A 14,752-nucleotide genomic window follows, 5' to 3' on the forward strand; every position below is an offset into this window, starting at 1 on the left:
AATAAGCTTTTAAAGTTCGAACTCTTTTTTCGTATCGCTCAAAGCTTCCTTCATCCGCGTAGTAACCTGATCCAGCTGTTCATATTTGATGATTGCCGGTGGCTCAAAGCGGATTGTCTTGGAATTGACTAAAGTCCCAGCGGTCAAAACTCCCCGTGAGAACAAACCTTTAGCAACACTATAGCCAATCTCATTAGTATGGAATTCAACTCCGATCATCAAACCAACACCGCGGACTTTTTGAATAACTTCAGGAAATTCAGTAGCCAACGCACGCAGCTTTTTGATCAGATAAGTTCCCTTTTTTTGGGCTTGACCCGGAATGTCTTCTTTAAGCATATAAGAAATCGTCGCCAATGCCGCAGCACAGCAGACGGGATTGCCGCCAAATGTTGGTGAGCCTAACAGCCATGGATTATCAATCAATTGCTGAACCCACATCTTCGAACGACAAATGACCCCGGTGATCGGCATAATTCCACCGCCAAAAGCCTTACCAAAAGTCATGATATCTGGAATGACTCCTTCAGCCTCACAGCGCCACATCGTACCAGTCCGACCCATGCCGCACTGAATCTCATCAAAAATCAAAGCAACATTGTATTCATCACAGATTTCACGAACCTTTTTCAAATAGCCCTCTGGCGGGATAATGATCCCGGCCTCACCTTGGACCGGCTCCAAAATGACGGCAGCAACTTTTTCGCCAACTGCAATCAGATTACGGATCGCTTTGCGCATATCTTCAGCATTACCGTATTCAACATGTTGAACTTGCTGGACCATTGGAATGTAAGGAACACGGTATGAACCTTTGCCGCCCATTGAAATTGCGCCCATTGATTTGCCATGGAAAGCACCGACCGTCGAAATAAACCAACGCCCACCAGTAGCAATCCGGGCCAGTTTCAAAGCCATTTCGACCGCTTCGGCACCGCCATTCGTAAAGAAACATTTTTCCAAATCACCCGGCGTAATGTCAGCAACAGCTTTTGCTAAATACCCGCGTAACGGATCTAACAGTTCCTGTGAATGCAATGCCTGATGTTTAAGCTGAGCTAACACCGCATTCAAAATATACTGATTACGATGGCCACAAGTATAAATCCCAAAGCCGCCCAAACAGTCGATAAATTCTTCACCTTTCAAACCATGGATCATTGCATCTTGATCCGTCCACTCCAGTACGGCAGCATCGGTCGAAACCGACTTACGGTATTTCAGCCAGCCTGGTGAAACATAGTTATCAAAATAATTTAGTGTATCTTTAGTCATTTTGTCTTTTTGATCATTGGTCATTGAATCACTTTGAATATAGTCTAAGACCTCATCAAGATCATCGATGACTTGCTGCTTTGGTGTTTTATTTGCAGTTAATTCTTCTGTCATTATTATCAATCACCTTTCATTTAACACCTAATGTTTTTGTTCGTTGATAAATCAGCTTGCCAGCTGAAATCGTCACCAAAACTGGAACATCTTTTAATTTATCAACTGGTATTTTTTCAAGATTACGGTTTAAAATACAAATATCGGCTTGTTTACCAGCCTGCAAAGATCCAATCTGTTGTTCTTGGCTACAAGCTTTAGCGGCATTCAAGGTCTGACCTTGAAGCGCTTGGAAAAGATCCAATTTTTCTTGCGGATGCCAGCCACCCGCTGGATCACCAGCTAACGTTTGGCGCGTTATTGCAAAATAAATATTTTGCAGCGGTCGGATATTGGTAACAACCGGGCTGTCTGTACCAAAGGCTACCGGGACTTGCTGTTGATAAAAAGTCGCAAATGGCCACATCTGCTGAGCACGTTGCCCAATGTATTGAGCAACCGTCTGGTAGTCCAACAAGGGATGACTTGGTTGGATCGAAGCCGTCAAATCATTTTCTTTCATTAATGGGATGTCGCTCGGATCGATCGTCTCCAAATGTTCCAAACAATGGTGACCGGTTTTTAGTGGACCATACTGCGCAATGGCCGCTTTGAAATCAAGGATCGCCTGATGGATCGCTTGATCGCCGATCGTATGAATCCGCAACGGGATTTGATTTTGCTGGGCTTTAAAAATCAATAATCTCATTACTTGCGGATCGATATTAGGCGCTCCGCGGATCGTTTTTTGCTCATAATCAGCTCTCATCCAGGCAGTGTAGCTGCTGGTCACCCCATCAAAAAATAATTTTGCCCCGGCGATCCTGATTTGATCAGTTGTGAATTTTTGTTTCATTTCTTTTAATTCTGATAATTGCCGACCAAAGTAGGGATACAAATTCACTCTCAATGGCAGATGCTCTTTCTTTGCCAGCCTTTGATAAGCTGCCGGATAAATCTGATCATCCATTCCCTTTGGTGTGATCGCCGGCAATAAAGCTAAATCACAGATCGTTGTCAGGCCATAGCTGGCTAACCGTTGCAAATACGGCCAAAAAAGCGCTGCTTGCTGCTCAACAGGATAATTAAAGATCACATGTAAAAATCCCATTGCAGTTTGTTCACCGACTAATCCATCTGGCTGATCATTTTCATCTAAATGAACATCTTGTTGATAACGCTGAGGGTCAGCAGTCGGTAACAGCCTTTTTAGCGCGGCAGAGTTCAGCCAAAGCGTATGCAGATCATCAGCGATCACAACGACTGGCTGATCAGGAAACACCTGATCCAAACTGTTTTTAGTTGGCAGTTGCCGTGGTGTCCACTGTGGCAGGTACCAGCCTTTGCCGACAATCCAGCCTCCTGGCAACTTTATCTTGGTTTGTTGGACTTGGCTGGCTAGATCAGCCGCACATTCCTTTTCAGAGTGCCCGCTGACTAAAAAAATTTTTTTAGCATAAACCAATGCTGATAAAAAAATATGTGCATGGCTTTCAATAAATCCCGGCACGATTGTTTTATCGCCAAAATCGATGATTTTAGTTCCTTCTTGCTGATATTTTGCTGGTAATTTTCCTGCAATCACCTCAACTATCCGTTCATTTTCGATTACCACCGCGCCAGTAAAAAAATGTTTGAAATCCGCGCTTAAGATTGAATTGCTTTTTAAGACCTTGATCAAGCTCAATTTGCTCACCTTCTTTGTCTAAATGATTATTTTGCCCGCTGCAATTTTTTAGCTTGGATCAAAGCATTAATTACAACCACTAAAATCAAAACGATCATCATGATCGTTGAGATCGCATCGATTTCAGGTGTAATGCCAGTCTTGACCATCGCATAAACCTGCAACGGGAAAGTCGTACTAGCTGGTCCAGTCGTAAAGAAGCTGATAATCACATCATCCAGTGATAAAGCAAAGGAAAAACCGGCACCGCTGATGATTCCAGGCAAAAGTAGTGGTAAAGTTACCTTAATAAAGGCTGTCAGCGGTCCCGCCCCCAGATCCAGCGCCGCTTCCTCCAAGGATTTGTCGATTCCAATCAGGCGCGAGCGGACTGTTAAAACAACGAATGGGATACAAAAAGTGACATGTGCGAGGATCAAAGAAAATAAGCTCAACGGAATCCCAGCTAAGGAATAAATCGACAGCAACGCAATCCCTAAAACTACCTCCGGAATAACAATCGGGATATACAGTACTTTGTCTAACAACTGTTTGCCCCAAAAGTGATACCGATCCATCCCAATCGCGCCTAAAGTCCCTATCACTGTTGCTAAGATCGTACTAATTGAACCGACGATTAACGAATTGCCTAAAGCTGACATGATCTGATAATTGTGAAAAACTGAAATATACCAGTGCGGCGTAAATCCTTCAAATAAGATATTGAGTCTTGACGTATTGAATGAAAAGACAATGATCACTACGATTGGCAAATAAAGAAAAATAAAAGTCAAACCAATAAAGGAATTTTTCCAAAAATTCTGGTGTTCTCTTTTTTTCATTTAACAGCCTCCTAACTCAAATCTTCCATTTTGCCGCCGCGATGCTGGAACACTACTAGCAAGGCCAAGGTCAAAGCAATCAGCATGACTGAAATTGCCGCTCCGAACGGCCAGTTACGTGAAACTTGGAACTGGTTTTCGATTAAGTTACCCATCATGATGCTTGTACCACCACCCATCACATCGCTGACGAAGAAATAACCTAGCGATGGGATAAAGACCATGATGCAGCCAGCAAACACACCCGGCATTGATAAAGGAATAATAATCTCTTTTAAGATCTGCCATTTTGAAGCTCCTAAATCTGCCGCTGCTTCAATTAAGTCATGATCGATCCGATCAAGTGAATTAAAAATCGGAATGATCATAAACATCAGCAACAGATAAGACATCCCTAAAACAATCCCGCCGGTGTTATAAACCATGGTCAATGGTTGATTGATGATCCCTAATTTTTCTAAAACTGTATTGATGACTCCGGTCCGGCGCAAAAGCGTGACCCAGCTGAATAAACGTACTAGTGAGTTGGAAACTGATGGAACGATCACCAAGGTCATCAGGATCATTTTAGCAATCGGACCTTTTTGGGCGGTAAATAAGGCAAAGGGATAGGCGATCAGCAAACAAATCAACGTACTTAACAAACCAATCCAGATTGATTGGCCATAGATCTTCAAATTCTGCCAATCAAATACTTGACTATAGTTGCTTAAAGTGAATTTATAAACCAACCCGCCATAATAATTACGTGACATAAAGCTCATCAGCAGGACATATAATAACGGAATAACGACTAACAGCAGCATCCAGAAAGAAACTGGGATGATTTGGATCCATTTCAACAGTGTCTGTGAGAAATTACCGGATCTTTGCTTCTTTTTTGCAGTAAGTTTCATTGAAAAACTTTTATCTTTAGTTTCCATGCAAACACCCCTCTGCTAATTTATTTGATTGGTTCAAAATCTGTATTTTTGATTGTCTTAAAAATCTTATTCGAATCGCTTTTGACCAAAATGGCATCACTCGGATTCCAATAGACAAAGACCTCTTTTCCAACTGGCAGTAAAGTCTGTTCGCTAGGGGTATTCATTTTCAGTTCCATTCCATTTGGTAGCTTCAGCACAGTTTTTCTGACATTACCAGCATAGTAATGTTCGCTGATTTTGGCTGGAAGATGAAAATGCTCGACTTCGGTTGCTGAAAGCTTGATTTTTTCCGGCCGGACAACAATATTGACAATTTGATCTTTGTTGATTGTATCGGTAGCCGTTTTGATCGCCAGATAGCCATTTTCTACGGTGATTTCTGCTAAGTCATCGACCACTGTTGAGATCTTACCGTAAAAAATATTGGATTCACCAATAAAATTAGCAACAAAGCGCGTCTGCGGTTTTTCATAGAGCGTTTGTGGATCGGCAACCTGTTCCAAATGGCCTTGATTCATGACTGCAATCCGATCACTCATCATCAAAGCTTCTTCTTGATCATGAGTGACATAGACAAAGGTAATGCCTAACTTACGTTGCAGCCGTTTTAGTTCAATCTGCATTTGTTTGCGTAGTTTCAGATCCAAAGCTGACAATGGTTCATCTAAAAGTAAGACCTGAGGCTGATTGACTAACGCACGCGCAATGGCAATCCGTTGCTTTTGTCCACCAGACAGCTGATCTAACTTTCGTTTGCCATAGCCTTCCAATTGAACTAGTTTCAGCATGGCCGTTACCCGTTTTTGTCGTTCAATTTTAGGAACTTTAGCCATTTTCAGACCAAAGGCGATATTTTCAGCAACGGTCATATTAGGGAATAAAGCATAATTTTGAAAGATCGTATTAACTTTTCTTTTGTTGGGCGGTAAATTTTTGACTGACTTTTCATCGAGCAAAATCTCTCCACTGGTTGGTGATTCAAAACCAGCAATCATCCGCAAGGTCGTCGTTTTACCGCAGCCTGAAGGACCGAGCATCGTTAAAAATTCACTTTGGTAAATGGTGATGTTGAGATTTTTGATGATCGATACGTCGCCGAAACTTTTATTGATTGCAGTTAATTTGATCATTTCTTTCATAACAGCACCATCTCCTTAAAGGGCATCTTCGCCACGTTCGCCGGTCCGAATCCGCATAACCTCTTCGACTGATGAAACGGCTACTTTGCCATCACCAACTTGACCGGTCGCCAGCTTCTCGTGAATGTCGATCAAGATTTCGTTGATACAACCATCTTTGACATAAGCTACAACATGGATCTTCGGCAATAGATTGATATGGATCTTTTTGTCATTGAATTGAACGGCATCTTTTTCACCTTTCTGATTGCCGGCACCCATCGCTGAAAAGATCGTCATCCCGGATACCCCGTGATTTGATAGAATTTGTTTGATTTCTTCTAAATTTTCTGGTCGGATCGTTATTTCTAGTTTTTTCATTATGAATTTCTCCTCGTAGTGAAATTTTTTAAAGTGTGATTCTAGTTGCTGCCTTTGAAATTGTTCCAAACCTTGTCAATTTTGGTCGTATTCTTTCCAAGATCCAGAACCGTTTGTGAACGTTTCAAAACTGAAGTTGGAATCATTACAGCCGGATTGTCTTTTAACTTTTTAGGCAATAGTTTTACGGCTTTGCGATTCGGATTATAGTATGGAAATGCTTCAGAAAATTTGGCACTGACACTTGGCTTCAACATATAATTGATGAACTTTTCAACATTGTTTCCGTTCGGTGCTTTTTTAAGCTTCATGAAAACATCATAGGCAAAATAGACATCTTCTTTAGGATAAACAACTTTGATATTCGAGTTATTCTGCATCGCTAATGCAATTTCGCCACCATAGATCAAACCAGCTGAAACCTGGCCGTTGATCAAAGAAGTTTTTGGACTGGTCCCGTCAAAAATCTGGATGTTTGGCTTTAACTTTTTAAGATAAGCACTTGCATCTTTTAAAGCCGCTTTACTGGTATCATTAATCTGATGCCCCGTCGCCATCAAGGCACAGCCAACCACTGCTCGAGAATCCTCAACAGTCACCAGCTGATTTTTGAGTTTAGGATTCAAAAGATCTTGGTAGCTGGTAATTTTGAATTTGACTCTTTTTTTGTTATATGCGATCCCCATCACGGTCCCCAAATACGGGGAAGAATACTGATTGTGACGATCATACGCTTGATTCAACGCAATTGAACTTAAATTTTTATAATTGGGAATTTCTGCTTTATTAAGTTTTTCTAACCGTCCCAATTTTCGCAGTGTCTGAACATACATTCCAGGCGCAAGAACCATATCATAAGTACCATTAGCTGAAGATAAAACTTTTGAAAGCATCTGATCTGGATCAGAATAAGACGTATAATTGATCCGAATACCGGTTTCCTTGGTAAAACCGTTTAAAACACTTTGCGGAACGTATTCGCTCCAGCCAATAATATTCAAAACCTTACTGTGATGCGTCGTTCGTGAATTGCTACATCCTGTTAAAATCAGCAAAACACTACTGAATACGAGGCCAAACAGCCAAAATTTTATTCGCTTCATTTAACAACCTCCAATTTATTAGTTTCATCAAATTTTAATGTCAAGCCTTTTAATATTTAATTATAGGCTAAATTATAACTTGCAAAAAAACTCAGATAAATTAGTCTTTGGGGTCATCAAAATACTCTTTTAAATGTAAACCATACCTCAAAAGTAGTATTTTTCTGTCTTCAACTTAATTTTATTCACAATTTAACGAGTCTTTATTTAATTTATGGTATATAATGTATCATTAAACAACAATTAAAATCTGGTGATAATAAATGATTGATTTTTCACTAAATGATCTTTACATTTTCAATGACATTGTTCATCATATCTACTGCTGCTCTAACAGTTCACAAATGAGATCGCTATTAATGCAAAAACTTACTTATTTAGTCGACTATGACGGTGGAACTTTTTATTTATCAAATATCGAAAACGATCATAGGTTAACTAGCCCGATTGTTTACAATGTTGATTCACATTTTGGGAAAAAATACCTACAAGTGTACAATCAGCTAGACTATTCAAAAGCTCTAATGTATACAGGAAGAAGCGTAACTTATCGCGAAAGTGATATTATTGATGAAGGTAAAAGAATTTTAACCCCTTATTACCAAATGTTTTATAGAAGCTATCATTTCCATTATTCACTTCATTCCAGTATTTCCTATAAAAACCATTTTCTGGGGGTTATGTCACTTTTTCGCAATGAACAAAAGGAAAATTTTTCTCAAGATGATATAGAACTAATAGAGTTACTAACTACTCACCTGGAAAACAGTTTGTATCACTATTTTTTAATGGAGTTTTATTCACAAAAAAAAATAACCGTCAGCCAAGCAGTTAAAAAATTCCGCTTAACCAACCGTCAAACAATTATTCTAAAAAGCCTTCTCGATGGATTAGAGAATAATCAGATTTGTGAGAATCTTTGTATCACCAATAACACTTTGAAAAAACATATTTCCAATATCTACAAAAAATTAAATATCAGCAATCGAGTTCAATTATTTAAAATGATTAATGAAAAGGAAAAGTAGCTATTTATAAGCCCCTATTATTCACAGTTTCTACCAAGCCCATAATTTTTCAAAAAATCTGGAAATTTATGGTCTTGATGCTGTTTTTGTTGTTAAATAACTGAAACTTGAAAGTTCATATTTGGGCTGGCACTGCATAGCACCAGCTTTATCTTTACGAAAAATAAAACAGAATTATTAACAAAATTTACGATCCTACTGAATAGGCATAGAATACAGGATGCTTTTTGAATTTTCAAATTTCAATTAGTTTCTACTAAAAATCAATAACTTTTAGCTGTTTCAATTATCTTGGCAGTAGAAAGCATGCCTTTCTTCTTTTTAGCAATATACTCTTTCATTCTTTTCATCGCTTCTTTTAAGTTTTCCATTGAAGAAGCATAGCTGATTCGAATATGACCTTCACCACCGGGGCCGAATGGGCTACAACCTGCAACCGCTACTTGATAATCATAAGCAAGTTCATGGCAAAATTCCTCTTCACTAAGCCAAGCTGGCAATTGGAAGAAAATATAAAATGCTCCTTGCGGTTTTAAGACTTCAAATCCCATTGCCTTTAATTCTTGATAAACAAAGTTTCCTCTTTGCTGATATTCTGCCTTCATTGCTTGACTGTCATTAAAACCATTCTCAAAAGCTTCTTGAGCAGCTTCTTGAGCCACATAAGCTGCTGTCGTAACCGAAAACTGGTGCAATTTAAAAATTTCTTTAACAATAATTTTAGGAGCACAGATAATTCCAATTCTCCAACCAGTCATGGCATGCGATTTTGAAACCCCATTGATCAAAATGGTCTGTTCTGGAAGATATTCGGCCACGGAAACATGCTTTTTGCCATAAGTCAGCTCACTATAAATTTCATCAGAAATAACAAAAACATTATAATCCTCTAAAACAGCGGCAATCGCTTGGACATCCTCCCGACTATAAGTTGTTCCGGTTGGATTGGATGGAAAGTTTAAAATAACTCCCTTAACTTTGTCACCATATTTATCCAAAGCTGCTTTTAACCGTTGCGGCTTTAAAATATAATTATCTTTTGAAGTGTTGATATAGATTGGCTCAGCACCATGCATTTTGGCAATTGGAAGATACATTGGCCAGATTGGTGTTGGAATAATGATTTTTTCACCTTTTCCAGGATTGATGATTGAACCAATTGCAACTGAAATTGCTTCTGTCGCACCAACTGTTACAATGACATTTTCATAATCATATTTCAAATTATATTTTTTATCCAAAAAGCTAGCCGCTGCTTGGCGGAGGCCCAATGTTCCAATTGAAGGCGGATAATGGGTATGATTATTTTTAATACTTAAAATTCCAGCTGCTTTAATATGTTCTGGAGTATTAAAGTCTGGTTCACCCAAGGTCAATTTTATAATGCCTGGAATACTAGAAACTTCCTGATCAAACTCCCGAATCTTTGATGGAGTGATCTCTCTCAAATCGGTTCGAATTCTTTGCAATAATTGTTTTGTTTTTTTACTCATAAGCAAACCCCCTTTACTAACTAAATAATCACTAAATATCCCTTCGATTAACAAACGCACGAAAATTAAAAATTGCAATAATTGCTTGACTGCTTTTTTCTAAATGCATTCATCTTTAAAACTTTATTATAATAAGAAGAATAACATTAATCTTTAGAATTAACATCAAAAAACCTATCTATGTTAACCTGGTAGCTTGCCAGTACTTAATTATGAAATGTCAATTCAAAAAAAGGCTATTGAAATAATTATAAATAAAATGTTTCACTGCCTTTTTAGAATTGAAAAACAAAAAAAACCTTCAAAAAAGAATTGTTATCGCTTCTCACTTTGAAGATTAGATTAAGATAATATATTTTATATACTTGGTGATTACCCACTGTTTAAAACAAGCTGATCGAAACAATACTTAGTTCTAATCTTAATTTTTTAAGCCTTTCATTTACAAAGAATTCAAATCTCACAGCTTAAAATATCAACAGTTTAGAAAAGCTGATTCTTCATTATCCATTAAAAATTTTTAAACTCTTTTTTTTCAGCTAGCGATATGTTAAATTACTTGGCATGAAATAATAAATTTTTTGAGGAGCTTATAAAATGCGGATTGAAAAAGATGCTATTGGAACTTTGAAAATTGCAAATGATGCTTATTACGGGATTCATGCTAAACGAGCAGCGGAGAACTTTCCTTTAGGTGAGGCACGAAGAGTTGATCCACTGTTACTTAAGGGATTGATTCAAGTTAAACAAGCCTGTGCCGAGGCTAATTATCTGACAAATAACCTAACAAAAGAGAACCTTCAAGCAATTGTTCAAGCTGGTGACGAGTTGCTGCAAAACTTTGAACGTTACCAACAAGAATTCATTGTGCCTAATATTCAAGGCGGAGCCGGAACTAGTACAAATATGAATGTCAATGAAGTTATTGCTAACCGAGCTTTAGAGTTACTTGGTCATCAAAAAGGCGAGTATCAATTTTTACATCCAAACGATGATGTTAATCGTGGCCAGTCAACTAATGATACTTATCCCTCAGCTGGACATTTAGCCTTGATCAAAGTAATCTCGCAGCTAACTTTAGCCGTTCAGGACTTAATTATTGAATTTGAGAAATTAGTCCAAAAAAATAAGCACGTCTTAAAACTCGGACGTACCCAACTGGAAGATGCTGTCCCAACAACTTATGGCTTAACTTTCCAAGCATATGCTGATTTATTACAACGCTGCAAGCAACGCTTAGAAACAGCTTGCAAGAAGTTAATGACCATCCCGCTCGGCGGAACAGCAATTGGAACCGGTATTAATACGACAACGGCCTACCAGCAAAAAATTGTACCATTACTGGCCAAAAGAACTGATCTGCCGCTAAAACAAGCTGATAATTTGGTCGATGCTGTTCAAAACACTGATTGTTACTTGGAAACAGCTGATGCCTTCAAAAATCTCGCAACTTCTTTAGGAAAAATCTCCAATGATTTGCGCTTATTAGGCAGCGGACCGCGGGCTGGATTAGGCGAATTAAAAATACCTAAAGTTCAGGCTGGTTCATCGATCATGCCTGGCAAAGTCAACCCTGTTATTCCCGAATTTGTTAATCAAATTGCCTTTCAAGTCATTGGCTATGCCACAACTGTAACTTTTGGAGTTGAAGCCGGTCAACTTGAACTGAATGCTTTTGAACCGGTCATGTTCCAAGATCTGTTAGACGGCGCTCGACTTTTAATAGCTGGCAGTCAAAGCTTGATCACCAACTGCTTGCAAGGCTTAACGATCAATGAAGAGCTTTGTCAAAGCAATATTGAGCACTCAGCCGAAATTGCCACTATTCTAGCTCCTAAAATTGGCTATGCAGCTGCTACTCAGCTTGTCAAACAAGCTTTGAGCCAAAAAGTTTCAATTAGAAATTTACTGCAAAGCAAAGATTTCTCTATCCAGGAGATCGACCAACTGCTGAGTCCTGAAAATTTGTTAGGACCTAAATGCGTTAAGGATAAGGCTTTAGCCCATTAATTATTTTTCGGAACAATTTCAAATCTTAATTTGATCCCATTCGGATCAGTCAAGGCCAGACTTTGATCTTTCAAAATTTCAAAGCTCTGGCCTAATTTTTCAAGATTTTCTCGTACTCGAGCTAACTCAACATCATTTGGGGTAAAGAATGAATAATAAGCCAAGCCTAAATCGCGCTGATCCATTGCTGGCAGATTACGTCCATTCCAAATATTCGTCCCAAGATGATGATGATAGCCACCACTGGCAAAGAATTTTGCGGAATTGCCAAAATTTGTTTTTAAGGATAAACCCAAAATATCCGTATAAAATCCTTCGGTCGCTGTCAAATCAGCGACTTTTAAATGTACATGACCAACTTTGGTTGCTGCTGGAAACCCTTGCCAATCCCGATCGGCCGCATCAACAACTCCTTGAGCATCCATTTCGATCGTAATTCCCGGGATTTCGCCATCTGGTCGAATGTCCCAAGCTGAGCGCGGCTTGTCACGATAAACTTCGATGCCATTACCCTCCGGATCGGTTAAATAAATTGCTTCACTGTAGCCGTGATCACTTGCTCCGATGATTGGCGCTTGAACATTCAAATAATGGATCAAAGCATTACCCAAATCCTTGCGACTGGGCAGTAAAAAGGCAGTATGGTATAAACCAGTTTTTCGAGCCAAGGGAAGTGGTGACATAATCTGTTGCAGGATTAGTAATGGTATTTGACTGCCATGAGCGCCTAAGATACTCCGAGTTAAACCTTTTTCATAAACATCAAGTCCAATAATATCACGATAGAAATTTGTCTGAGCGTTTAAATCGGCAACCTTAAGTGCCACTGTCCCTGGTTGGGTTGCAGCAGCTAATTGAAAATCAGGAATAATTACTGTCATAGTTTTTGCCTTCTTTTTTATATTTGTTACATTAATTATAACATCCAATTTAAAGGAAACAAGTCTTTTAACAAATCTTTTTCAAATTTCTATAAAATCCTGTAAACAACCAAAAGCAGTCCGTTTAACTGATTGTTTTCCAACGATTAGTTAAACGAACTGCTTTAATTAGTATTTATAATTGTTATTTACTATATTTTTGCTGCAATTGTTTTGCTTGATTAAGCATCTTCTTATTAGTACCATTTTGTTTCAGTTTGCTGATCACTTTGTTGACCCGTTTAACTAGGACTTGATTATTTTTGGCAATTCCTGCTGAATATGATTGCGATTCTTTTTCAATTGGCATTTTGACTGAAGCAATTGCATATTGATCAGGATATTTAGAAACATAACCTTCTGCAACCCCGCTTTCAACTAGCACGCCATCTAACTTATTGTCTTTCAATTCAGTTGCTAAACTGGTTACGACACTTTCAACGACAAGATTACTCTTCTTAAGCTTCTTATTAGCAACAGTTTGCTGGGTACTGCCTTGTTGAACACCAATACTCTTTTTGGCTAATTGGCTAATCGAACTGTATTTATTTTTATCAGCTTTTCTAACCAATAAAACATTCTTAGTTGTGTAATATGGTTCTGAGAAACTGATGCTCTTTTTACGCTGCTTGGTAACGGATAAACCAGAAAGAATCATATCGATTTTCTGATCTTTTAATTCAGAAATCAATGACGAAAATTCAACATTTTCAATTTTCAACTTAACTCCCAAGTTTTTAGCAATTTTTTTGGCCAGCAGAATGTCATAACCGACGATCTTCTTTTGACCATTTTGAACGATTGGAAACTCAAATGGTGCAAAATCAGCAGAAGTCCCGACAATTAAAGTCCCACGATTTTGAATTTTTTTGACACCATTAGTTTTACTGCTGCTGCTTGAGCATCCAGCTACTAAAAAAACCAAACTCACCACTAGCAAACTTAAAATTACTTGATACCAACTTTTTCTTTTCATGTTCTCGTCCCCCATACATTTAAATATGAATGAAATTCAACTTCTTATAGAATTAATATAAACTTGAAACGCATAAAATGCAACTAAAAATGAATAATTTTTGTTAAAAAGGAATTTTAATACATTATCTTTAGAAAACAAATAACTTTTTGCTAAAATTTAATAAACAATATTACCTTAGCAGCCACAAGTCAGCTTGGTACACAAAAAGCTGAAACAATTTTGCTTCAGCTTTGAATAAACTATTTAGTTTTCAAACCGTTTATGAAGGTCTTGGGCTGGAATGATCTGTGATCAACCACCGTTTTTTTGCCAGCATTCAGTGACCTTGGTCCAATTGACGATCTGCCAAAAAGCGTTAATATATTCCGGTCGCCGATTCTGATATTGCAAATAATAGGCATGTTCCCAGACATCTAAACCTAATAAAGGAACTTGATCTAACATTAATGGTGAGTCCTGATTAGCTGTCGCCGTGATTGCTAACTGGCCATCCTCATCGACTACCAGCCACGCCCAGCCTGAACCAAAAACTTGCTGAGCTGTGGTAGCAAATTGACGCTTGAACCCTTCAAAGCTCCCAAAAGCCATTGTAATTACCGCTAACAACGGCGGTGATGGCAATTCTTTAGCATCCCGAGTCAAGCTTTCCCAAAAGATTGAATGGTTAGCGTGACCGCCACCATTATTTCTAATGTTCATGGCAACTTGATCTGGTAATTCGGCTAAACTTCCCAACAGTTGCGACAAAGACCATTCCTTAGCTACTGGATAAAGCTCCAATGCCTGATTTAATTTATCAACATAAGCCTGGTGGTGCCGATCATGGTGAATCTTCATGGTCAGCCGATCAATATAAGGTTCCAAAGCAGCATAATCATACGGCAGTTGCGGTAAAATATAAACCATCGCTGTCGACCC

General features: G+C 38.5%; 13 protein-coding genes. 2 read left to right on the forward strand and 11 right to left on the reverse strand.

From position 1 onward, the window contains the following. Positions 1-9: 9 nt before the first annotated feature. Genes KH893_RS05870 through KH893_RS05900 form a run of 7 tightly spaced genes read right to left on the reverse strand, consistent with a single transcriptional unit; the run spans position 10 to position 7,404 of the window. On the reverse strand, positions 10-1,389 hold the full coding sequence (locus tag KH893_RS05870; RefSeq protein WP_281165219.1) for a putrescine aminotransferase: 1,380 nt from the start codon (positions 1,387-1,389) through the stop codon (positions 10-12). Positions 1,390-1,405: 16 nt separating this feature from the next. After that, positions 1,406-3,055 carry an amidohydrolase gene (locus KH893_RS05875; protein WP_281165220.1) on the reverse strand — a complete coding sequence of 550 codons (1,650 nt, stop codon included), beginning with the start codon at positions 3,053-3,055 and terminating at the stop codon, positions 1,406-1,408. A gap of 26 nt (positions 3,056-3,081) precedes the next feature. Continuing rightward, positions 3,082-3,876, reverse strand: coding sequence for an ABC transporter permease (locus KH893_RS05880; protein ID WP_281165221.1), 795 nt, complete (start codon positions 3,874-3,876; stop codon positions 3,082-3,084). Between the two features lie 11 nt (positions 3,877-3,887). Continuing rightward, entirely contained in the window at positions 3,888-4,799 is a 912-nt protein-coding gene (locus KH893_RS05885) for an ABC transporter permease (protein WP_281165222.1), read from the reverse strand. A gap of 20 nt (positions 4,800-4,819) precedes the next feature. Next, positions 4,820-5,941 (reverse strand): ABC transporter ATP-binding protein, encoded by a 1,122-nt coding sequence (locus KH893_RS05890; RefSeq protein ID WP_281165223.1) that lies wholly within the window; start codon positions 5,939-5,941, stop codon positions 4,820-4,822. 15 nt (positions 5,942-5,956) lie between these two features. Next, entirely contained in the window at positions 5,957-6,301 is a 345-nt protein-coding gene (locus KH893_RS05895) for a P-II family nitrogen regulator (protein ID WP_281165224.1), read from the reverse strand. A 41-nt stretch (positions 6,302-6,342) separates the two neighbouring features. Next, positions 6,343-7,404, reverse strand: a complete 1,062-nt coding sequence (locus KH893_RS05900; protein ID WP_281165225.1) for a polyamine ABC transporter substrate-binding protein — start codon at positions 7,402-7,404, stop codon at positions 6,343-6,345. A 359-nt stretch (positions 7,405-7,763) separates the two neighbouring features. Here KH893_RS05900 and KH893_RS05905 point away from each other — a divergent pair, with 359 nt between their 5' ends. Further along, positions 7,764-8,432: a helix-turn-helix transcriptional regulator gene (locus KH893_RS05905; RefSeq protein WP_281165226.1), complete on the forward strand. Its 669-nt coding sequence runs from the start codon at positions 7,764-7,766 to the stop codon at positions 8,430-8,432. Positions 8,433-8,695: 263 nt separating this feature from the next. On the opposite strand, the gene KH893_RS05910 is transcribed toward KH893_RS05905, so the two are convergent. Next, positions 8,696-9,925, reverse strand: coding sequence for an aminotransferase class I/II-fold pyridoxal phosphate-dependent enzyme (locus KH893_RS05910; RefSeq protein ID WP_281165227.1), 1,230 nt, complete (start codon positions 9,923-9,925; stop codon positions 8,696-8,698). Positions 9,926-10,522: 597 nt separating this feature from the next. Here KH893_RS05910 and KH893_RS05915 point away from each other — a divergent pair. After that, on the forward strand, positions 10,523-11,935 hold the full coding sequence (locus tag KH893_RS05915; protein WP_281165228.1) for an aspartate ammonia-lyase: 1,413 nt from the start codon (positions 10,523-10,525) through the stop codon (positions 11,933-11,935). Here the strand turns inward: KH893_RS05915 and KH893_RS05920 are convergent. From KH893_RS05920 to KH893_RS05930, 3 genes are all read right to left on the reverse strand, one after another. Beyond that, entirely contained in the window at positions 11,932-12,816 is an 885-nt protein-coding gene (locus tag KH893_RS05920; protein ID WP_281165229.1) for a VOC family protein, read from the reverse strand. The genes KH893_RS05915 and KH893_RS05920 overlap by 4 nt on opposite strands. A 184-nt stretch (positions 12,817-13,000) precedes the next feature. Further along, positions 13,001-13,831 (reverse strand): transporter substrate-binding domain-containing protein, encoded by an 831-nt coding sequence (locus KH893_RS05925; protein ID WP_281165230.1) that lies wholly within the window; start codon positions 13,829-13,831, stop codon positions 13,001-13,003. Between the two features lie 294 nt (positions 13,832-14,125). Then, entirely contained in the window at positions 14,126-14,740 is a 615-nt protein-coding gene (locus tag KH893_RS05930; protein WP_281165231.1) for a superoxide dismutase, read from the reverse strand. Positions 14,741-14,752: the final 12 nt, after the last annotated feature.

The organism is Liquorilactobacillus sicerae (assembly GCF_029916425.1).
Lineage (GTDB): Bacteria > Bacillota > Bacilli > Lactobacillales > Lactobacillaceae > Liquorilactobacillus > Liquorilactobacillus sicerae.